The organism is Burkholderia sp. Tr-20390 (genome assembly GCF_017104595.1).
Classification (GTDB): domain Bacteria; phylum Pseudomonadota; class Gammaproteobacteria; order Burkholderiales; family Burkholderiaceae; genus Burkholderia.
The window spans coordinates 16,185-37,637 of sequence record NZ_JAAGPC010000015.1; the positions used below are offsets into that span (position 1 = coordinate 16,185).

Genomic DNA, 21,453 nt, shown 5'->3' on the forward strand with positions numbered 1-21,453 from the left:
GCCTCAGCGGGTTTCGAGTGCGGGTTCGGCAGCCGGCGCCGTGGCGCCCGGGCCGGCTTTTGCGCGGCGTTCGAACTGCATCGCCGAATCGGCGAGTCCGCTGAACTTCAGCGATGCGAGATCGAGCACGTAGTTCTGGTGGAATTTCCATGGCTTGCTGTGTCCCTGCTTCGGCAGGATGCCGGCCGCGCGCTGGATGTAGCCCGAGCTCAGGTTGACGGCCGGCACGTTGCCGGGATCGCCGGCGCCGAGCCGCGGCACGCACGTGTCGTAGCCGTTCGCGCGCATGTGGTTGAGCAGCCGGCACACGTAGCGCGCGATCAGCTCGGCCTTCAGCGTCCACGACGCATTCGTGTAGCCGAACGACGACGCGAGGTTCGGCACGTCGCTGTACATCATCCCCTTGTACGACACGGTGTCCGGCAGGTTGACCGTGCGGCCGTCGACGGTGACGCGCGCGCCGCCGAGCATCTTCACCTTCAGCCCGGTCGCGGTGACGATCACGTCAGCGTCGAGCTGCTGGCCGCTCTTCAGCTTGAGGCCGGTCGGCGTGAAGCGCTCGATCTCGTCGGTGACGATCGACGCGCGGCCCGCGCGGATCGCCTTGAACAGGTCGCCGTTCGGCACCAGGCACACGCGCTGGTCCCACGGCATGTAGCGCGGCGTCAGGTGCTTCGCGACGTCGAAGCCGGGGCCGACCTGCTTGCTGGCCGCGCGGATGATGAACTGCTTGGTCCGGTCGGGCTTGCGGCGCGACACGTTGTACAGGTACATCGTCAGCAGCACGTTCTTCACGCGCACGAGCCGGTGCGCGAGCCGCGACGGCAGCACGCGGCGCAGCGCGTTCGCGATCTTGTCGCGCGCGGGCAGCGACACGATGTAGGTCGGCGAGCGCTGCAGCATCGTCACGTGCTGCGCATCGGCCGCCATCGACGGCACGAGCGTGACGGCGGTCGCGCCGCTGCCGATCACGACCACGCGCCGGTTCGCGTACGACAGGTCCTTCGGCCAGTGCTGCGGATGCACGAGCGTGCCTTCGAACGTGTCCATCCCGGCCCAGTCGGGCAGGTAGCCGGCGTCGTAGTCGTAATAGCCGCTGCACATGAACAGGAAGCGGCAGGTGTAGACGAGCGTGTCGGTCGCACCGTCCCGCGTGCGCTCGATGCGCACCGTCCAGCGCGCGCGGTTCGAGTCCCAGTCGGCTGCAATCACCTTCTGGCCGTAGCGGATCGTCTTGTCGATGCCGTATGCGCGCGCGGTGTCGCGGATGTAGTCGAGGATCGTCTGGCCGTCCGAGATCGCCTTGTCGCTGTGCCACGGCCGGAAGCTGTAGCCGAGCGTGAACATGTCGGAATCCGAACGGACGCCCGGATAGCGGAACAGGTCCCAGGTGCCGCCGATCGCGTCGCGTGCCTCGACGATCGCCACGCTCGCATACGGGCAGCGCTGCTTCAGGTGATAGGCCGCGCCGATGCCGGACAGGCCGGCGCCGACGATCAGCACGTCGAGGTCGTTGCCGTCCTGGCGGGTGCCGGGCGCGGGCGGCGCGTCGCGCCGGTCGGTCGTCGTCGAGGTCATGCTGGGTCCTTGGTCGGCGTGGTCGGGCGCGCGGCCGGGGCGTGCGCGCGTTCAAGGTTGCGGGCGCGGGCGCGGCGCACGTGGCGCAGCATCAGCCACTGGTAGCCGGCGCCGAGCAGGCGGGCGATCCGGTCGAGCCGGCGTGCGTCGGCGCCGACGAGCACGCGGCGCGCATTGCGCTCGACCCCCGCGAGGATCTGCCGCGCGGCGTCGTCGGCCGTCGTCGCGTTGATCAGGCGGTTGGCCTGGCGGCGATGGGTCGCTTCGTCCTGGCCCGTGAGCGCATGGATGCTGGTATCGACGCGGCTTGCGTCGACGATGTTCGTCGCGACGCCGCCCGGATGCACGCAGGTCGCGCTCACCGGCGCGCCGTCGAGTTCGAGCTCCATCCGCAGCGCCTCGGTGAAGCCGCGCACCGCGAACTTGGTCGCGTTGTACGCGCTTTGGGTGGGCATCGCGACGAGGCCGAACAGGCTCGACGTGTTGACGACGTGCCCGTCGCCCGACGCGCGCAGATGCGGCAGGAACGCCTGCGTGCCATGCACGACGCCCCAGAAGTTGATGCCGACGATCCATTCGAGATCGGCGATGCGCGCGGTCTCGGCGCTGGCGGCCAGCGACACGCCCGCGTTGTTGAAGACCAGGTTGACCTTGCCGTGCTCGGCGCGCACGAAATCGGCCCACGCGAACACCGCGTCGCGGTCGGCGACGTCGAGCCGCCGCGTGCTCACGCGCACGCCGTGCTGCGCGCAGGCGGCCGCCGTGCCGGCGAGCCCGACGTCGTTGACGTCGGCGAGTGCGACCTCGCAGCCGCGCCGCGCGAGCTCGACCGCGAGGCTGCGGCCCATGCCCGAACCGGCGCCCGTGATCGCGGCGACCTTGCCGGAAAACCCCTTCATCCGTCGTTCCTCCCGTTCCGCTTGCGCTGTACCGGCGGCGCATCTATTGTGGTGTTGTTCGTCACCACTTTAGTTTTCGGGTGTCCTGATGTCAAATAGCGGAATGGAGAAAGCACTCGAAACGGAAAAAAGGGGCCGGTCGTATGGCGGCGTGGCGCCCGAGGTGCGGGCCGCGGAGCGGCGCGACGCGCTGATTCGCGCGGCGACGCGCGTGTTCGGCACGGTCGGGTTCCGCAAGGCGACCGTGCGGTCGATCTGCCAGGAAGCGAAACTGAACGATCGCTATTTTTATGCGGCGTTCGACAGCACCGACGATTTGCTGCGCTGCACCTACCTGCATCACGCGCAGCAGCTGCACGAAGCGGTCGGGCGGGCGGTGGCCGAACGCGGCGGCGATCTGCACGAGAGCGTCGACGCGGGCCTCGCCGCGTTCTTCGCGTTCCTGCGCGACCCGTGCGCGGCGCGCGTGCTGCTGCTCGAGGTGATGGGCGTGAGCGCGGACACCGACATGACCTACCAGCGCATGCTGATCGACTTCGGCAAGCTGATCATGGCGATCGGCGCGCCGCGCGAAGCGGCGACGCCCGCGGAGCGCACCGAGCAGCGGCTGATCGGGCTCGCGCTCGTCGGCGCGATGACGAACGTCGGCGCGGCATGGCTGCTCACCGACTATCGCGATCCGGAGGCGCAGATGGTCGCGAGTTGCAGGAAGGTGTTGTTGGGGACGTTGCGGGAGGTGGGATAGATCAGCGGGAACGGCCAATGGCTTGGCTTCATGATGGACCAAATTCAGACTATAATCGGTCTCATTGTCGCCTGATAAGGGACGCGTTCCATGAAATTTTCTACTCAAGTCAAGCCGATCAGCTATCTCAAGAGTCATGCGGCCGAGATCGTCAAGGACATCTCGGAAAGCCGCGAGCCGATGCTGATTACCCAGAACGGTGAGGCGAAACTCGTCGTCATGGATGTCAAGTCGTACGAGGAGCATGAAGAGACGCTTGCGCTTCTCAGGCTGCTTGCATTGGGCAATCGGGAGATCGAGCAGGGTCATTTTCGTCCCGTCGAGGATGTCTTCGCGGACCTCGACAAGGACGACGATCAATGACGTTAAGCGTTGTCGTTCTTCGTTCAGCAGAAGAAGATCTGAAGATGTTGAAGCGCTATCTCGTTTCGAATTTCGGTGCGGAGACATGGCGAACCAGCTACGGCCAGATCAAGGATGCCATTGCGTCGATCCGTGCATTTCCAGGCCAGGGAAGGATTCCCGATGAACTGGCGAACATCAACCTCAGTCAGTATCGCGAAGTCGTTGCCGGAATGAACCGTGTCATTTATGACGTGCGCGGCGACACGATTCATGTGCATATCGTTTGCGATACGCGCAGGGATCTGAAGTCCTTGCTGATGAGGCGGCTCATGCTCGCACATTGAGCACGACTTCCTCTCTTCTTCGTTTCACGGTTCCACTTTTCGTTACATCGGGCGTGAACGCTTTGTTGTTGGCGCCCCCACCGTCTCCCCGATCCTCGCCTTCATCGCGTCGACAAACGCCCGCACTTTCGGCGAAGGCAGCCGCGTCGACGGATACACCGCGTGAATCCCGGCCGGCGCCGAGCGCCACGCAGGCAGCAGCCGCACGAGCCGGCCCGCCGCGACGTCGTCGGCGGTCGAGAAATCCGTCAGCAGCCCGAAGCCGCCGCCCGCGAGCACGATCGCGCGGCACGCGGTGGCGGTGTTCGACACGACCGGCGCGACGCAGCGCACGGAAGCGGTGTTGCCGTTCGCATCTTCCAGTTTGACCGTATGCGCGTGCGGCAGCGACGACAGCATCACGAACGGCAGCGCGGCGAGCGCATCCGGCTCTTGCGGCCGCCCATGGCGCGCAACGAACGCGGGGCTCGCGACCAGCCATTTCTCGTACGTGCCGAGCTGCACCGCCCGATAGTTCGAATCGGCGAGGCGGCCGATGCGGATCGCGACGTCGAGGTTGTCCGCGACGAGATCGACCACGCGGTCGTTCGCGACAAGTTCGACGTCGAGCCCCGGATGCCGGTCGCGCAACGCGACGACGGCAGGCGCGACGACCAGCGCGCCGTAGTCGATCGGCACGCTCACGCGCAGCGTGCCGCGCAGCGGCCCCGCGTCGGACGACACCGCATCGAGCGCGCTTTCGGCGGCGCGCACGATGTCGCGGCACGCGTCGTAGAACGCCCGCCCCGCGTCGGTCACGCTCAGCCGCCGGGTGGTGCGCACCAGCAGGTTCGCGCCCACCTCGGATTCGAGGCGCTGCATGTGCGTGCTGACGACCGTCTTCGCCAGGCCGAGCCGCTCGGCCGCGGCTGTCAGCGAGCCGGCGTCGACCACCGCGACGAAGATCGCCAGCCGGTTCAGGTTCACGTCGCGCAGGTCGGCCATCGTCGATTGTCCTATGGAAGAGGATGATGTTTCAGCGATTATCCGTCTTCTGGCGACGAACGGCGAGCGCTACGCTGCGGTTGTGCGTCGCCGATCCCCGGCGGCGCGAGAGTCCGGAGCGTTTCCATGTCTGCCGCCAACAAGCCTGCTTCCCCGATCCGTGTGTATTCGTTCCTGCTGTCCGGGCACGCTCATCGCGTCCGGTTGTTCCTGTCGCTGCTCGGCCTGCCGTCCGAGACCGTCGACGTCGATCTGGCCGCCGGCGCGCAGCGCGAACCGGCGTTTCTCGCGCTCAATCCGCTCGGGCAGGTGCCCGTGATCGACGACGGCGGCACGGTGATCGCCGACTCGAACGCGATCCTCGTCTACCTCGCGAAGCGCTACGGCGACGCGCACTGGCTGCCCGACGATCCGGCCGGCGCGGCGGTCGTGCAGCGCTGGCTGTCGTATGCGGCGGGGCCGATCGCATCGGGGCCGGCCGCCGCGCGGCTCGTGACCGTGTTCGGCGCGCAGCTCGACCAGGAGGCCGCCAAGCGCACGGCCGCCAAAGTGCTCGGCGTGATCGACGGCGAGCTGGCCGGCAAGCCATTTGCCGCCGGCGCGCAGCCGACGATCGCCGATATCGCCGCGTATTCGTACATCGCGCACGCGCCGGAGGGCGGCGTGTCGCTCGAACCGTATCCGCACGTGCGTGCGTGGCTGGCGCGCATCGAGGCGCTGCCGGGCTTCGTCGCGATGCCGACGACGCGCGTGGGCCTGCTCGCCGCGTAACACCCACCGAAGCCGAGCCTGTTCAGGGAGAACGCGATGAATGCCCCGACTGTCCCGACCGCCGTCGTACCGGGCTGGGAACTCGACACCGCGCCGTTTCATGCGGGCGAGCTCGCCGTGCAGCAGCGCGCGGGCGTGACGGAGGTCGCGGGTTCGGCGGGCCGGCGCGGGATCCGGCGCTTCATGCCGGACCAGCACCGGACGTTTTTCGCGCAACTGCCGTTCTTCGTGCTCGGCGGCGTCGACGCGCACGGCCAGCCGTGGGCGACGCTGCGGGCCGGCGCGCCGGGGTTCGTGACGTCGCCCGATGCGCGCACGTTGCGCATCGCGGCGCGCGCGCTGCCGGGCGATCCGCTGGCCGGCGCGTGGCAACCGGGCGCGCCGCTCGGCGGGCTCGGGATCGAATTCGATACGCGACGGCGCAATCGCGTCAACGGCGTCGTGCGCGCGGTCGACGGCGATGCGCTGACGATCGCGGTCGAGCAGAGCTTCGGCAACTGCGCGAAGTACATCCAGGGGCGCAAGCCGACGTTCGTCGCACGGGAAGTCGATGCATCCGTCGAGCCGGACGTGTCGGACGCGTTGAACGACGCCGATCGCGCGCTGCTTGCGCAGGCCGATACGTTCTTCGTCGCGAGCGCGAACACGTCGGCGGACGCGGGCGCCGCGCGCGGCGCGGACGTGTCGCATCGCGGCGGGATGCCGGGTTTCGTGCGCGTCGACGATGCGCGCACGCTGACGACGCCGGATTTCAGCGGCAACCGCTTCTTCAATACGCTCGGGAACCTGCAGCACGATCCGCGTGCGGGGCTGCTGTTCGTCGATTTCGATAGCGGCGACTTGCTGTACGTGGCCGCGCGCGCCGAGATCGTGTGGGACGGGCCGCTCGTCGCGTCGTTCGACGGTGCGCAGCGGGTCGTGCGGTTCCATGTGCGGGAAGTGCGGCGCATGCGCGCGGTGCTGCCGTTCCGGTGGTCCGCGGTCGAGCGTGCGCCGCAGTTCGCGGCGATGGCGGCGGGTGTGGGCGCAAACGCAGGCGCAGGCGCAAACGCAGGGGCAGGGGCAGGGGCAGGCGTGGTGGTATCGTCCGCATCCGCATCCGCATCCGCATCCGCATCCGCATCCGCATCCGCATTGCCGACCGCATCGGCGTCGGCACCCGCATGGCGCCCACTGCGAATCGCAAAGATCGTCGACGAAGCGCGCGCGATCCGCTCATTCCATTTCGAACCGGTGGACGGCGGCCCGTTGCCTCCCTATGAAGCCGGGCAGCACCTGACGCTGCGCATCCCGCTGCCCGGCAGCGATTCGCCGGCGATTCGCAGCTACACGCTTTCCGATGCACCGGGCGGCGCGCATTACCGGGTCACCGTGAAGCGCGAAGGGCGAGTGTCGGCGTGGCTGCACGATCACGCGCACGCGGGCATGACGCTCGACGCGCAGATGCCGCGCGGCCGCTTCTCGTTCGATCTCGCGAGCCCGCGCCCGGCCGTGCTCGTGTCGGCCGGTATCGGCATCACGCCGATGATCGCGATGCTGCGCCGCGCGCTGGCCGACGCTCGATCGCCGCGCCGCGTGGTGTTCTTACACGGTGCGCGTGAAGCGGCTGATCGGCCGTTCGCCGAGGAACTGGCACGCGTCGCCGCCACCGACGCGCGCTTGTCGCTTCACTGGTTCGACAGTCATCCTCACGAAGGCTCGGCAGCGCATGCGGGCCGCATCGACATCGCGCAGCTGAAGCGGATCCTTTCGTTCGACGATTACGATTTCTACCTCTGCGGGCCGTCGGCATTCATGCGCGACTTGTACGACGGATTGCGCGCACTGAACGTGCCGGACGAACGCATCCGTTTCGAGGCATTCGGGCCGTCGAGCGTGGCACGCAGCGCGACCCGCACGACTGCCGCGCCGGCGGCGGCGAGCGTGCCGGTCGTCTTCCGACGCACCGGCCGCGAAGCCGCGTGGACGCCCGCCGACGGCACCTTGCTCGAATTCGCGGAAGGGCAGCGCGTGGACGTGCCGTCCGAATGCCGTTCCGGGTCGTGCGGCACGTGCGCGACGCGCGTGCTGTCCGGCGCGGTCGACTACGAGCAGGCGCCCGATGCCACGGTCGAACCCGGTTGCGCGCTGCTGTGCGTCGCGCGGCCCGCGAAGGGGACGGAACCGCTCGTGCTCGACCGCTGACGCACGCTGCGACATGCCGCCGCAGACGGCCTGCTGCGCGAAAAGCGCGCGCAACTGCTTCTTTTTTCGAATGCCGGTTGGATCGACGATAGCGTCAACCGATAGATGAAAGGAGCGCAATCATGAAACTGCTCGGCATGATCAAACTGGTTCTGTGGAGTTTCTTCGGCGTACGCAACAGCAAGGCGCACGCGACCGATCTCGCGAACGCCAACTTCACGATGCTGCCGTTCGTGGCGATCATCCTCGCAGTGCTCGTCGGCGCGGTCATCTACGGCGTCGTGCACCTGGTCGTCGATCCGACCGTGACGATGCAGGGGTTCTGAGCAACCTGCCGTTGCCGATGAATCGCGAGCGGGCGAACGTTCCCGCTCCGGTTTCCGGCCGTATGGCCGGCGCGCAACGGCGCCGGCCGTTGAGGCGGGCGCGCACGACGCAAGTCACGCGCCCGTCGGCACCGTCGTCGTGCCGCGCGAATCGCGCTGTCCTCATTCCCGCCTTCCCCGTTTCCCGTTTCGCCCGATTCCAGGTCGGTCAGCCCCGCCCGGGGTAAAATGCGCGCCGCGCCGCGATGTCGCGCGCGACGGGCACGCCGCCGTTCCAGCGAACGGTGCGCTCAAGTGCGTCGCGCCCGCACCGAGGCGTTCGAAGCGTCCCCCCGCATGACAAGACCGCGCGATGCCGCCGGCCGCCCGACACGCCCCCGACGAACCCGTCGACGGCCGCGTCGGTTCCCGGCGCATCACCTGAATCCGACGTCCCATCCTGCGTCTTCCTGACCGAGCGGCCCGCTTGCGTGCCGCATCGCCCGGTTCGTCTGATGAATGTCGCGCGCGAGCACGCTTCGCAGCTTCGTAAACGGTTTCGACAGGGTCGAGTGGCGAGTTTTCCATCCAGAACAATGACGGTGAATAGAACAACAGCGTCGCGCGCACGGCGGCGGCGCGTGAAAGTCGGGCTTGGCGTCGGTCTCGGCATCACGCTTTTCGCGGCCCAGGCCGCCGCGGCGCCGGGCGACACGCCGGCGCCGGACACGGAGGCAGCCGGCAGCGCGACGCTGCCGACGATCACGGTGAGCGGCGAGCGCGGCAATGCGCTGCGCGTACGCAACGCATCGGTCGCGGGGCTCGACGATACCCCGCTGCGCGACACGCCGGCGTCGGTGAGCGTCGTCACGCGCGCGCAGCTCGACGACCAGCAGGCGAAGCGGTTGAGCGACGTCGTGCGCAACGACGCGTCGGTCGTCAACGACTATGCGCCGGTCGGCTATTTCGAAGGCTTTGCGATCCGCGGCTTCCCGGTCGATCTCGCGAGCGCGATCCGGATCGACGGGCTGACGGTGTCCGGCGAGCAGAACGTGCCGCTCGAGAACAAGGAGCGCGTCGAGATCCTGAAGGGGCTCGCCGGCATCGACAGCGGCGTCGTCGCGCCGGGCGGCGTGATCAACTTCGTGACGAAGCGCTCGGCGAACGTCGCGAGCGTGACGGGCGGCGTCGACAGCCGCGGCTCGACGTCGGCGGCCGTCGATCTCGGCCGCCGCTTCGGCCCCGACAATCAGTTCGGCTTCCGGATCAATGCCGCGAAGGAGAACATGCACTCGACCATCGACGGCACGAACGGACGGCGCACGTTCGGCTCGATCGCCGCCGACTGGGACATCAGCCCGCGTGCGAGCCTGCAGCTCAACGCCGAATTCCAGCAGTGGATCCAGCGTTCCGCCCCCGGCTATCAGCTGCTTGGCGGCACCGTCGTGCCGTCGGTCAAGACGACGTCGAAGGCGCTCGGCACGCAACCGTGGGCGAAACCGGTGACGACCGACGCGCTGAACCTGAATGCGCGCTTCGACTACCAGTTCAACGACGACTGGAAGGCCTACATCGCCGCCGGCCGCAGCCGCACGATGATCGACGACAACAGCGCGTTCGCGTACGGTTGCTCGTACGCGGCGAGCTGCACGGCCGGCGCGACGTCGCCGTTCTTCTTCGGCGCGAACGGCGACTACGACGTCTACGACTTCCGCAGCCCCGGCGAATATCGTCGCAACGACGACCTGCGTGCGGTCACGACCGGCAAGTTCGCGACGGGCCCGCTGCGGCACGAGCTGACGCTCGGCGTGAGCGTGCAGCGCCGCGTCGTGAGCATGGCCGACGCCGTGTACGACTACGTGGGCAGCGAGAACGTCTACGGGCCCGACACGACGTTCTCGCCGTCGCCGAATTCGCCCGGCCCGTCGTATCCGCGCCTCGATGCGTGGCAATACGGCGTGTTCGGGCTCGACCGCATCAGCATCGGCGAACACTGGCAGGTGCTCGCGGGCGGCAAGGAAGTGCTGTTGCGCCAGCGCAGCTGGAGCAGCCTCGACGGCGGCGCGACGCATACCGACCGCTCGGTGTTCCTGCCGCAAGTGGCGCTCGTCTACAAGCCGGTGAACGTGCTGTCGCTGTACGCGTCGTACAGCAAGGCGCTGTCGCTCGGCGACCAGGCGCCCGTGCGCGCGACCAACGCGTATGCGTTCCTGCCGCCGGTCGAATCGCACCAGTTCGAGGTTGGCGCAAAATACGACTGGCTCGACCGGCTGAGCCTCACGGCCGCCGTGTTCTCGATCAGCAAGCCGTTCCAGTTCGCCGACCCGGACGCATCGGGCACGAGCTACACGTTCGTGCAGCGCGGCACGCAGCGGCATCAGGGGATCGAGCTCGGCGCGGCCGGGCGCGTGACCGAGCGCCTGGGGCTGACGGCCAGCGTCGCGGCGATTCGTGCGCGTGCGTACGATTCCGGGTCGCCGGCGTATGAAGGGCACCAGATCATCAACGTGCCGGCGCTGCGCGCGACGGTGTATGCGGATTACGCGGTGCCAGGCGTCGCGGGGCTGAACGTGCTGGGCGGCGTCGAGTACAGCGCGGCCCGCAACGCGAACGAGGAGGGCACCGCGCGCGTGCCGTCGTGGTTCGTGTTCAATCTCGGCGCACGCTATACGACGAAGATCGGCGGCCATCGCACGGTGCTGCGCGTGTCGGTGGACAATCTGTTCAACAAGTTCTACTGGCGCGACGCGGGCGAGCAGCAAGGCGATGCGTATCTGTTCCCGGGTGCGCCGCGTACCGCGCGCGTGTCGTTGACCTATGATTTCTGACCGTCCGGAACCGGCCGCGTGACGCGCGGCCCCGGCAGCCAACCTGGAGAGCACAGACGATGTCCCCACTCGAAATCGCCGGCGTGATCGTCAGCGCGCTCGCGATCTGGCTGACCGCGAAGCGGCGCATGCTGTGCTGGCCGGTCGGGCTCGTGTCGGTCGCGCTGTACGGCTGGATCTTCTTCGACGCGAAGCTGTATTCGGACATGCTGCTGCAGGGCGCGTTCGCGGTGCTGCAGGTGTACGGCTGGCAACGCTGGCTCGCGCAGCGTGCGAGCGAGGCCGACGGCAGCGCGGCGCCGGCGGGTGATGTCGCGCCCGTCACCGGCGTGCGGCCGCTGCAGATGCTGCCCGACCTGATCGCGGCCGTCGTCGGCAGCGCGTTGCTCGGCGGGATGATGGCGCGCTGGACCGATGCGGCGCTGCCGTTCGTCGATGCATCGCTGACCGCGTTCAGCCTCGTCGCGCAATACTGGACCGCGCGGCGCTACATCGCGTCGTGGGGGCTGTGGATCGTCGTGAACGTCGTGTATGTCGGGATGTTCGTGTTCAAGGAACTGTATCTGACGGCCGGACTCTATGCGCTGTTCATCGGGCTGGCCGTCGTCGGCTGGCGCGACTGGAGCCGCACGGCCGCGGCGTTGCGCGCGGCGGCCGGCGGTGCGCTGGCAACCGGCGGCGGCGCGCGCTGATCCACGTGCCGATCTGAATCAACCACGGAGCAACGTCGTTCATGTCATTCCCCCTCGAGCCGGACGGATCCCTGTCGCGTGACGTCGCGCCGCCGCAATTCGGCGTCGACGGCGAGCAGGCCGAACGCGACTGGCCGCTGATGACGCACGACGAGGTGGCGGCGGTGCTCGCCCGGATCGACGGCGCCGGCGAGCCCGCGCGGCTCACATGGCACAGCCCGCGGCAGTTCGCGGCGGCCGTCCTGGTGCAGATGACGGACGGGCGCGGGCTGTTCGTCAAGCGTCATCACGTGAGCCTGCGTGATGTCGCAGGGCTCGAGGAAGAGCATCGCTTCATCGCGCATCTGCGCGAGCGCGGGATGCCGGTGGTCGACATTCTTGCCGATCGCGACGGCGCGACCGCATTCGCATCCGGCGACTGGACCTACGAGGTGCACGTACGGGCACCTGGCGTCGACCCGTATCGCGGCGTGATGTCGTGGCAGCCCTTTACGCATGCTTCGCACGCGTACGCGGCCGGCCGCGCGCTGGCCGAGCTGCATCGCGCGTCGGGCGGCTACGATGCGCCGGCGCGGCCCGTGCGGACGCTGCTGTCGAGCTTTCGCGTGCTGTCGTCCGCCGATCTGGCGGGCGCGCTCGAACGCTGGGTCGACGCGCAGCCGCTGCTCGTGCGCGCGCTCGGCGCGCGTGACTGGCGCGACGACGTGGTCGATGCGATCGGCCCGTATCACGCACGTCTCGTGCCGCTGTTGCCTGCGCTGCCGCCGCTGTGGACGCACGGCGACTGGCATGCGTCGAACCTGTTGTGGACGGAGGCGGGGCCCGGTGCGCAGGTGCGGACCGTGCTGGATTTCGGGTTGTCGGATCGCACCTGCGCGGTGATGGATCTCGCGCTCGCGATCGAGCGCAATACGGTCGACTGGATGGCGCCGGCCGATGCGCGGCGCGTCGAGTATGCGCAGATCGACGCGCTGCTCGATGGGTACGAATCGCTCGAACCGCTGGGCGACGAAGCCTACGCGGCGCTGGTCGCGCTGCTGCCGATCGTGCATACGGAGTTCGCGCTGTCGGAAGTCGCTTATTTCGGCTGCATCATCGATGCACCGGCCATCGTCGATATCGCGTACGACGGCTACCTGATCGGTCACGCTCGCTGGTTCGGCGAGCGCGACGGGCGGCAATTGCTTGACTGGCTCGCGCAGCGGCGGCGGGTGAGGCGAGGGGCTGCCTGATTCGCCGGCGGGGAATCGCCGCGCACGTGTGCCGATTCCCCGTGCTACCGCCATCTTCCGTGCGGCCGTCGCGCCGCACGTTCATCGAATCCTCCTGATCGCCGAAGCGGGGCATGGCTCTCGCAGGGCGCCGCACGCGCGCACGCGGCCGCCCCCAACATGACGGAAATATCATCTTCGCCTCATGTTCGCACTGCGGCCGAACCGTAGCATCGGTCGCGAACCGTTACCGCAGAACCGAACATGCTCAAGCTCAACCTCGCCGTGGCCATCGTCTTCGCGATGGCCACGACGGCTCATGCGCAGCCGTCGCTGTCGCCGGGGCCGGCCCCGTCTGCTTCCGGCAGCGTCGCGCCGATCAGCGTACCGCCCCCCGACGCTCTCCCTTCCAACTCATTGACGCTTGCCGACGCGCTATCGGTCGCGGCGCGGAACAATCCGGCGCTGCGCGGCGCGCGCGCGGACGTCGATGCGTCGGCCGGGGCACTGATGCAGGCCGGCGCGCGCCCCAATCCCGAAGTGTCGTTCCTGCAGGAAGGGTTCCGCCGCGCCGAACGCACGTCGACCGCGCTGATCAACCAGACGATCGAACTCGGCGGCAAGCGCAGCGCGCGGCTCGATGTCGCGTCGTACGGCAGGGAAGCGGCCAATGCATCGCTCGACGAGCAGGGCGCCGTCGTGCGCGCCGACGTGATCGCCGCGTTCTACGGGCTGCTCGCCGCACAGCGCCAGCTTCAGGTGACGGAGGAATCGGCCGCGATCGCCGCGCGCTCCGCGGATCTCGCGAGCCGCCGGGCACAGGCCGGCAAGGTGTCGCCGGTCGAGGCGACCAAGGCGCACGTGGCGGCGGCCGGTGTGCAGATCGAAGTGGTGACGGCGCGCGGCCGTGTCGAGGTCGCGCGCGAGAAGCTGAACGCGGTGATGGGCGAGGCGCGCGATGGCGGGCTTGCCGTGCAGGGCGACCTCGAAGCCGTGCCGCCGGTCGAGCCGCTGTCCGCGCTGACCGCGCAGCTCGATGATTCCCCGCTGGCACGGATCGCGCGCGCCGAGATGCTGCGCTCGAACGCGGCCGTGTCGCTCGAACGTGCGCGGCGCATTCCGGACGTGACGATCAGTGCCGGCGTGAAACGCGTGACCACGGGCGGCGTGCCGGACAACCAGGCGGTGGTCGGTGTGTCGATCCCGATTCCGCTGTTCAACACGAACAAGGGCGCGCTGCTCGAGGCGACGCACAAGGCCGCGCGCGCGAATGCCGATCTCGATCGCGAACGCACGCGGCTGCGGCTGGACCTTACGCAGGCGTACGCGAATTTCGAAGCCGCCGCGCAGGAAGCGCAGCGGCTGAAGGCCGACATCCTGCCGGCCGCGCGCCTCGCGCTCGACGCGATGTCGCGCGGCTACGAGCTCGGGAAGTTCAGCTTCCTCGACGTGCTCGACGCGCAGCGCACGCTGTTCCAGGGCCAGTCGCAATACGTGCGCGCGCTCGCCGATGCCCATACGGCCCGCGCCGACATCGGCCGGCTCGTCGGTACGCCGCTCGCATCGCTTGCACCGGTCGCGCAATAGCGCAACGGACGCCTCTTTTACCTGAAGGATCACCATGTCACGCAACAGAATCCTGATCATCGCGGCGGTCGTGCTCGGCAGCGCCGGGATCGTCATCGGCGCACTCGGCGTCACGCGCAACGGCGGCGGCGACGGCGCGTCCGCATCGGCGGCCGTTGCCGCTTCATCCACCGAAGCCACCGGCGAGCGCGGCGGTGTCGTGCTCACGCGCGGCAAGCTGTCCGTCGAAATCGTGATGACGGAGAAGCCCGGCGATGCGCGCCTGATCGTCTATCCGTTCGTCGACGGCAAGCCGGCCGACAAGGGCGTCACCGTGTCCGGCACGCTGGTTCGCTACGACCGCTCGCACGAGCCGTTGCGTTTCGACGCGGCCGGCCAGAAGTTCGTGTCCGCGCAGTCGATCGGCAAGCCGCACGTGTTCGATGCGACGATCGACGTGAAGGCGGGCAATGAGTCGGCATCGTTCCCGTTCGCCCGCGCCGACGGCGCGATCGCGTTGACCGACGCGCAGCTCGCGACCTCGAAGATCGCGCTGGCGAAGGCCGGCCCCGCGCAGATCGCGACGCCGTTCCAGTTGCCGGGCGAGATCAAGTTCAACGAGGATCGCACCGCGCACGTCGTGCCGCGCGTGGCCGGCATCGTCGAGCAGGTGTCGGTGTCGCTCGGGCAGAACGTCGCGAAGGGGCAGGTGCTGGCCGTGATCGCGAGCACCGATCTCGCCGACCGGCGCAGCGAGCTGCTGACGGCCGAACGCCGGCTGTCGGGCGCACGCGCGACCTACGAGCGCGAGCGCACGCTGTGGAAGGAGCGCATCTCGGCCGAGCAGGACTACCAGCAGGCGCAGGTGCAGTTGCGTGAAGCCGAGATCGCCGTGCAGAACGCGCGACAGAAGCTCGCCGCGCTGAACGCGCCGGTCGGCGCGGGTGCGCTGAACCGCTACGAACTGCGCGCGCCGTTCGCGGGCACGATCGTCGAGAAGCACGCGACGCCGGGTGAAGCGATTGCCGCCGATGCCAGCATGTTCGTGATCTCTGATCTCTCGACGGTATGGGCCGAGATGGCCGTGCCGGCGCAGCGGTTGAACGACGTGCGGGTCGGCCGCGATGCGACGGTCATCGCGACCGCGTTCGAATCGCGCTCGAGCGGCCCGATCGCGTACGTGGGGTCGCTGCTCGGCGAACAGACGCGCACTGCGCCGGCGCGCGTCGTGCTGCCGAACCCGGACGGTGTGTGGCGGCCCGGGATGTTCGTGAACGTGTCGGTCGACGCGGGCAAGCAGGGCGTGCCGCTCGCGGTCGCGAGCGACGCGCTGCAGGACATCGACGGCGCACCGTCCGTCTTCGTGCGCTCGTCGAAGGGTTTCGTCGCGCAGGCCGTCGAAACGGGCCGGCGCGACGAACGGGCGACCGAAGTGCTGAAGGGGCTCAAGCCGGGCCAGGAATATGCGGCGTCGAACAGCTTCGTGTTGAAGGCCGAACTCGGCAAGGGGAGCGCGGAACATGAATGAGCGCTACGTGTGTGCCGTTGCACGCCTCGCGGCCCGCTATGTGGCCCGCTTTCCGGCCCGCCGGGTGACCGGCCGGGCGGCCCGTCCATCGAGGGTGACCGTGCCCCGTTTCAAGGAATCCCGTCATGTTTGAGCGCCTGATCCGCTTTGCGATTGCGCACCGCTGGCTCGTGATGCTGGCGATCGCGGCCGTGGCCGCGCTGGGCGTGTTCAGCTACCAGAAGCTGCCGATCGACGCGGTGCCCGACATCACCAACGTGCAGGTCCAGATCAACACGGCCGCGCCCGGCTATTCGCCGCTGGAGGCCGAGCAGCGCATCACCTATCCGGTCGAGACCGTGATGGCCGGCCTGCCGGGCCTCGAGCAGACGCGCTCGATCTCGCGCTACGGGCTGTCGCAGGTCACGGTGATCTTCAAGGACGGCACCGACATCTATTTCGCGCGGCAGCTCGTCAACGAGCGCATCCAGGAAGCGAAGGACAAGCTGCCGGCCGGTATCGCGCCCGCAATGGGGCCGACGTCGACGGGCCTCGGCGAGATCTACCTGTGGACCGTCGAAGCCGACGCCAACGCGCGCAAGCCCGACGGTACGCGCTATACGGCGGCCGACCTGCGCGAGCTGCAGGACTGGGTCATCCGGCCGCAGCTGCGCAACGTGCGCGGCGTGACCGAGGTCAACTCGATCGGCGGCTACGTGAAGGAATACCGCGTCGCGCCGAACCCGGCGAAGCTGATGTCATACGGGCTGACGCTTGCCGACGTCGTGCGCGCGCTGGAGCGCAACAACGACAACGTCGGCGCGGGCTACATCGAGAAGCGCGGCGAGCAGTATCTGGTGCGCGTGCCGGGCCAGGCGCGCACCGTCGACGATATCGCCAGCATCGTGCTGACCAACGTCGGCGGCGTGCCGGTGCGGATGAAGGACGTCGGGCTGGTCGACATCGGCCGCGAGCTGCGCACCGGCGCGGCGACGTCGGACGGCGAGGAGGTCGTGCTCGGGACGGTCTTCATGCTGATGGGCGAGAACAGCCGCACGGTCGCGAAGGCCGTCGCCGCGAAGATGGAGGACGTGAACCGCACGCTGCCGTCCGGCGTGAAGGCGATTCCCGTGTACGACCGCACCGTGCTGGTCGAGAAGGCCGTCGCGACGGTGAAGAAGAACCTGCTCGAAGGCGCGATCCTCGTGATCGCCGTGCTGTTCCTGTTCCTCGGCAACATGCGCGCGGCGCTGATTACGGCGCTCGTGATCCCGCTGTCGATGCTGATGACCTTCACCGGCATGGTGAACGCGAAGGTGAGCGCGAACCTGATGAGCCTCGGCGCGCTCGACTTCGGGATCATCGTCGACGGCGCGGTGGTGATCGTCGAGAACTGCGTGAGACGGCTCGCGCACGCGCAGGCCGCCGCCGGCCGGCCGCTCACACGCGACGAGCGCTTCGCGGAGGTGTTCGGCGCGTCGCAGGAAGCGCGTCGCGCGCTGATCTTCGGGCAACTGATCATCATGGTCGTGTACCTGCCGATCTTTGCGCTGACCGGTGTCGAGGGCAAGATGTTCCACCCGATGGCCATTACCGTCGTGATGGCGCTTGCGGCCGCGATGGTGCTGACCGTCACGTTCATTCCGGCGGCCGTCGCGCTGTTCATCGGCGAGCGTGTCGAGGAGAAGGAGAACCGGCTGATGGGCTGGGCGCGGCGCGCGTACGAGCCGGCGCTCGCCGCATTCATGACGCGTCCGGCGCGCGTGATGGTCGGCGCGGGCGTGATCGTGCTCGCCACGCTCGGGCTGGCCACGCGGCTCGGCAGCGAGTTCATCCCGAGCCTCAACGAAGGCGACCTGGCCGTGGCCGCCTTGCGGATCCCCGGCACGAGCCTGTCGCAGTCGGTCGAGATGCAGAAGGCGATCGAGAAGACGCTGAAGGCGCGCTTCCCCGAGATCGAGCGCGTGTTCGCGCGCACCGGCACGGCCGAGATCGCGGCCGACCCGATGCCGCCGAACCTGTCGGACGGCTACATCATGCTGAAGCCGGCCGACCAGTGGCCTGACCCGAAGAAGCCGCGCGACCAGCTCGTGCGGGAGATCGAGGAAGCGCTCGCCGAGCTGCCGGGCAACGCGTACGAGTTCTCGCAGCCGATCCAGCTGCGTTTCAACGAACTGATCTCGGGCGTGCGCAGCGACGTCGCCGTGAAGATTTTCGGCGACGACATGGCCGTGCTGAACCAGACCGGCGAGCAGATCGCGGCCGCGTTGCAGAAGGTGCCGGGCGCGTCGGAGGTGAAGGTCGAGCAGACCACCGGCCTGCCCGTGCTGACCGTCAACCTCGATCGCGACAAGCTCGCGCGCTACGGCGTAAGCGTGGCCGATCTGCAGGACTCGGTGGCCGCGGCCGTCGGCGGGCAGAAGGCCGGCACGTTGTTCCAGGGCGACCGCCGCTTCGACATCGTCGTGCGGCTGCCCGACGAGCTGCGCTCGGACATCGAGGCGATCAAGCGGCTGCCGATCGCACTGCCCGCACCGGCGGCCGGCGCCAGTGCGCCGCTCGCGGCGGCGCCGTACGTGCCGCTCGCGGAACTGGCGACGATCGACGTCGCGCCGGGCCCGAACCAGATCAGCCGCGAGGACGGCAAGCGGCGCGTGGTCGTCAGCGCGAACGTGCGCGGGCGCGACGTCGGGTCGTTCGTCGCCGACGCGCGCGAGCAACTGCAGCAGGACGTGCGCGTGCCGGCCGGCTACTGGGTGTCGTGGGGCGGGCAGTTCGAGCAGCTGCAAAGCGCGAGCGAGCGCCTGAAGCTGGTCGTGCCGCTCGCGCTGTTCATGGTGTTCGTGCTGCTGTTCGTGATGTTCAACAACGTGAAGGACGGGCTGCTCGTGTTCACCGGCATTCCGTTCGCGCTGAGCGGCGGCGTGGTGTCGCTGTGGCTGCGCGGGATTCCGCTGTCGATCACGGCGGCGGTCGGCTTCATCGCGCTGTCCGGTGTGGCCGTGCTCAACGGGCTCGTGATGATCTCGTTCATCCGCAACCTGCGCGACGAAGGGATGCCGCTCGAGGCCGCCGTGCGCGAAGGCGCGCTCACGCGCCTGCGGCCGGTGCTGATGACCGCGCTCGTCGCGTCGCTGGGCTTCCTGCCGATGGCGTTCGCGACCGGCACCGGCGCCGAGGTGCAGCGCCCGCTCGCGACGGTCGTGATCGGCGGTATCCTGTCGTCCACGGCGCTGACGCTGCTGGTGCTGCCGGTGCTGTACCGTGTCAGCCATGCGGTGTCGTGGCGCGCGGCGTTGCGCGGCGGCTTCGGCTCGGGCGTGTTGCGCCGGCTGGGTTTCTTCAAGGGTAATGCGTGATGCGAATTCTGATTGTCGAAGATGAACCGAAGACGGGCGCGTACCTGCGCAAGGGGTTGACCGAGGCCGGCTACGTCGTCGACTGGGTCGAGGACGGCATCACGGGCCAGCATCAGGCCGAGACCGAGGAGTACGACCTGCTCGTGCTCGACGTGATGCTGCCCGGGCAGGACGGCTGGACGCTGCTGCAGAACCTGCGGCGCAGCAAGTCGACGCCGGTGCTGTTCCTCACCGCGCGCGACGATGTCGGCGATCGCGTGAAGGGGCTCGAGCTCGGCGCCGACGACTATCTCGCGAAGCCGTTCGACTTCGTCGAGCTGACCGCGCGCATCAAGTCGATCCTGCGGCGCGGCCAGCCGCGCGATTCGAACACGCTGCGCGTGGCCGATCTCGAACTCGATCTCACGCGCCGCAAGGCCACCCGGCAGGGCGACACGATCCTGCTGACCGCGAAGGAGTTCGCGCTGCTGTGGCTGCTGATGCGCCGCGAGGGTGAGATCCTGCCGCGCGCGACGATCGCGTCGCAGGTATGGGACATGAATTTCAACAGCGACACGAACGTCGTCGATTCGGCGATCCGGCGCCTGCGCTCGAAGATCGACGACGCATACGATCCGAAGCTGATCCATACGGTGCGCGGGATGGGCTACGTGCTCGAGGCGCGCGGCGGCAGCGCGGCATGATCGCGCGCCTGTTGCCGCGCACGCTGCGCGGACGCCTGACCGCGCTGATCATCCTGTCGACGTCGGTGATCCTCGCGTCGAGCGGCGTCGCGCTGTACGAGGCGCTGAGCAATCGCGTCGACACGACGGCGGCCGAGCAGATGGCCGGCATCTCCGCCGCGCTGGGCGCGCATCTGGCCGAAGCACGCTCGACCGCCGACGTCGCGCGCAACACCGACATCTGGATCGACCAGTTGCATGGTCATCCGAACATGGATCTCGCGATCTTCGACGCCACGGGCACGCGCCTGGTCGGCACGCCCGGCTTCCGCCTCGTTGCGCCGCTGATGTCGCTGAATGCAGGGCGCGTGCCGGTCGGCGTCGCGCCGCCCGGCGCACGGCAGCAGTATCTGGTGACGAATGTGCCGCTTGCCGGTGCAGGCGCAAGTGCGCCCGTGGTGCGCGTCGTGGTGCAGTACGACCGCAGCGCCGACGTGCTGCTGCTGCGCACGCACGCTTATACGATCGTCGTGATCGAGGTGTTCGGCGTGGTGCTCGCGGCCGCGATCGCATATGGCATCGCGGCGCTCGGGCTAAGCCCGCTGCGGCGGTTCGCGGCCCGTGCCGAACAGATGTCGACGAGCCGGCTCGCCCATCCGCTGCCGGCGCTCGATACGGCTGGCGAGCTGAAGGAGCTCGAGCACGCGTTCAACGGCATGCTCGAGCGGTTGAACGAATCGTTCACGCGGCTGAGCCAGTTCTCGTCGAATCTCGCGCACGACATGCGCACGCCGCTCACGAACCTGCAGGCGGCCGCGCAGGTCGTGCTGTCGCAGCCGCGCAGCGCGGATGAATACCGGAACGTGATCGAGTCGAGCATCGACGAATACCAGCGGTTGTCGCGGATGATCGAGGACATGCTGTTCCTGGCACGTTCGGAACAGGCCGGCACGTCGATCAGCGTGCGGCGCCTGGATGCGTCGGAAGAGGCGGCGCGCGTCGCCGGCTACTACGAGCCGCTGGCGGAGGATGCCGGCGTGACGGTGAAGGTCGACGGCCATGCGTGGGTCGATGCGGATCTGACGCTGTACCAGCGTGCGCTGAGCAACCTGCTGTCGAATGCGCTGGCCTACGCGCCGCGCGGCAGCATCGTGACGATCGATTGCGTGGAGCAGGGCGGTGCGACGACGATCGCCGTGTCGGATACGGGGCCCGGCATCGAGGCCCAGCACGTCGGAAAGATCTTCGAGCGCTTCTATCGTGTCGATCCGTCCCGGCACAACTCGGCGCAGGGGACGGGGCTGGGGCTCGCGATCGTCCGCTCGATCATGGACAACCACGGCGGCGAATGCGGCGTCGACAGCGACCCGGGCCGGCGCACGACCTTCTGGTTGCGTTTTCCGCGCCGGCCGGTCGAGCTGAAACGGCCGGCGGCCCTCCCTACCTGACACCGCCGGCGGGCATGCCCGCGCG

At 68.7% G+C, this 21,453-nt stretch carries 17 protein-coding genes; 14 read left to right on the top strand and 3 right to left on the bottom strand.

From position 1 onward, the window contains the following. Positions 1–3 precede the first annotated feature (3 nt). A complete protein-coding gene (locus G3N98_RS06895) occupies positions 4–1,578 on the bottom strand; it encodes an NAD(P)/FAD-dependent oxidoreductase (protein ID WP_206147720.1) in 1,575 nt (524 codons plus the stop codon). Beyond that, entirely contained in the window at positions 1,575–2,477 is a 903-nt protein-coding gene (locus tag G3N98_RS06900; protein WP_175236925.1) for an SDR family NAD(P)-dependent oxidoreductase, read from the bottom strand. Before G3N98_RS06900 ends, G3N98_RS06895 begins: the two co-directional genes overlap by 4 nt. Positions 2,478–2,580: 103 nt before the next feature. Here G3N98_RS06900 and G3N98_RS06905 point away from each other — a divergent pair, with 103 nt between their 5' ends. The 3 genes from G3N98_RS06905 to G3N98_RS06915 all read left to right on the top strand — a co-directional run bounded on the left by G3N98_RS06905 (position 2,581) and on the right by G3N98_RS06915 (position 3,911). Next, complete coding sequence (locus G3N98_RS06905; protein WP_241025789.1) at positions 2,581–3,222, top strand: helix-turn-helix domain-containing protein; 642 nt, start codon at positions 2,581–2,583, stop codon at positions 3,220–3,222. 90 nt (positions 3,223–3,312) lie between these two features. Continuing rightward, entirely contained in the window at positions 3,313–3,585 is a 273-nt protein-coding gene (locus G3N98_RS06910; RefSeq protein WP_089474297.1) for a type II toxin-antitoxin system Phd/YefM family antitoxin, read from the top strand. After that, positions 3,582–3,911, top strand: a complete 330-nt coding sequence (locus G3N98_RS06915; protein ID WP_206147722.1) for a type II toxin-antitoxin system RelE/ParE family toxin — start codon at positions 3,582–3,584, stop codon at positions 3,909–3,911. Before G3N98_RS06910 ends, G3N98_RS06915 begins: the two co-directional genes overlap by 4 nt. A 42-nt stretch (positions 3,912–3,953) precedes the next feature. Here G3N98_RS06915 and G3N98_RS06920 read toward each other — a convergent pair whose 3' ends face one another. Then, the gene (locus tag G3N98_RS06920) at positions 3,954–4,895 is read right to left on the bottom strand and encodes a LysR family transcriptional regulator (RefSeq protein WP_206147723.1); all 942 of its coding nucleotides are present in this window, start codon (positions 4,893–4,895) and stop codon (positions 3,954–3,956) included. A gap of 126 nt (positions 4,896–5,021) precedes the next feature. Here G3N98_RS06920 and G3N98_RS06925 point away from each other — a divergent pair, with 126 nt between their 5' ends. From G3N98_RS06925 to G3N98_RS06975, 11 genes are all read left to right on the top strand, one after another. Then, the gene (locus tag G3N98_RS06925; protein WP_206147724.1) at positions 5,022–5,666 is read left to right on the top strand and encodes a glutathione S-transferase; all 645 of its coding nucleotides are present in this window, start codon (positions 5,022–5,024) and stop codon (positions 5,664–5,666) included. 36 nt (positions 5,667–5,702) lie between these two features. Continuing rightward, positions 5,703–7,850 carry a pyridoxamine 5'-phosphate oxidase family protein gene (locus tag G3N98_RS06930; protein WP_206147725.1) on the top strand — a complete coding sequence of 716 codons (2,148 nt, stop codon included), beginning with the start codon at positions 5,703–5,705 and terminating at the stop codon, positions 7,848–7,850. Positions 7,851–7,972: 122 nt separating this feature from the next. Beyond that, positions 7,973–8,176: a DUF2970 domain-containing protein gene (locus G3N98_RS06935; protein ID WP_043178166.1), complete on the top strand. Its 204-nt coding sequence runs from the start codon at positions 7,973–7,975 to the stop codon at positions 8,174–8,176. Positions 8,177–8,751: 575 nt separating this feature from the next. Beyond that, entirely contained in the window at positions 8,752–10,983 is a 2,232-nt protein-coding gene (locus tag G3N98_RS06940; RefSeq protein WP_206147726.1) for a TonB-dependent siderophore receptor, read from the top strand. Positions 10,984–11,042: 59 nt separating this feature from the next. After that, on the top strand, positions 11,043–11,675 hold the full coding sequence (pnuC, locus tag G3N98_RS06945; RefSeq protein WP_124576161.1) for a nicotinamide riboside transporter PnuC: 633 nt from the start codon (positions 11,043–11,045) through the stop codon (positions 11,673–11,675). Positions 11,676–11,716: 41 nt separating this feature from the next. Continuing rightward, complete coding sequence (locus tag G3N98_RS06950) at positions 11,717–12,907, top strand: phosphotransferase (protein WP_206147727.1); 1,191 nt, start codon at positions 11,717–11,719, stop codon at positions 12,905–12,907. A 243-nt stretch (positions 12,908–13,150) separates the two neighbouring features. Then, on the top strand, positions 13,151–14,473 hold the full coding sequence (locus G3N98_RS06955) for a TolC family protein (protein ID WP_206147728.1): 1,323 nt from the start codon (positions 13,151–13,153) through the stop codon (positions 14,471–14,473). Positions 14,474–14,507: 34 nt separating this feature from the next. Beyond that, complete coding sequence (locus G3N98_RS06960) at positions 14,508–15,980, top strand: efflux RND transporter periplasmic adaptor subunit (protein ID WP_206147729.1); 1,473 nt, start codon at positions 14,508–14,510, stop codon at positions 15,978–15,980. A 125-nt stretch (positions 15,981–16,105) separates the two neighbouring features. Continuing rightward, positions 16,106–19,318, top strand: coding sequence for a CusA/CzcA family heavy metal efflux RND transporter (locus G3N98_RS06965; RefSeq protein ID WP_206147730.1), 3,213 nt, complete (start codon positions 16,106–16,108; stop codon positions 19,316–19,318). After that, complete coding sequence (irlR, locus tag G3N98_RS06970; protein ID WP_039349341.1) at positions 19,318–20,001, top strand: heavy metal response regulator transcription factor IrlR; 684 nt, start codon at positions 19,318–19,320, stop codon at positions 19,999–20,001. Before G3N98_RS06965 ends, irlR begins: the two co-directional genes overlap by 1 nt. After that, complete coding sequence (locus tag G3N98_RS06975; protein WP_206147731.1) at positions 19,998–21,428, top strand: heavy metal sensor histidine kinase; 1,431 nt, start codon at positions 19,998–20,000, stop codon at positions 21,426–21,428. The genes irlR and G3N98_RS06975 overlap by 4 nt, the downstream gene beginning before the upstream one ends. The last annotated feature ends 25 nt before the right edge of the window (positions 21,429–21,453 follow it).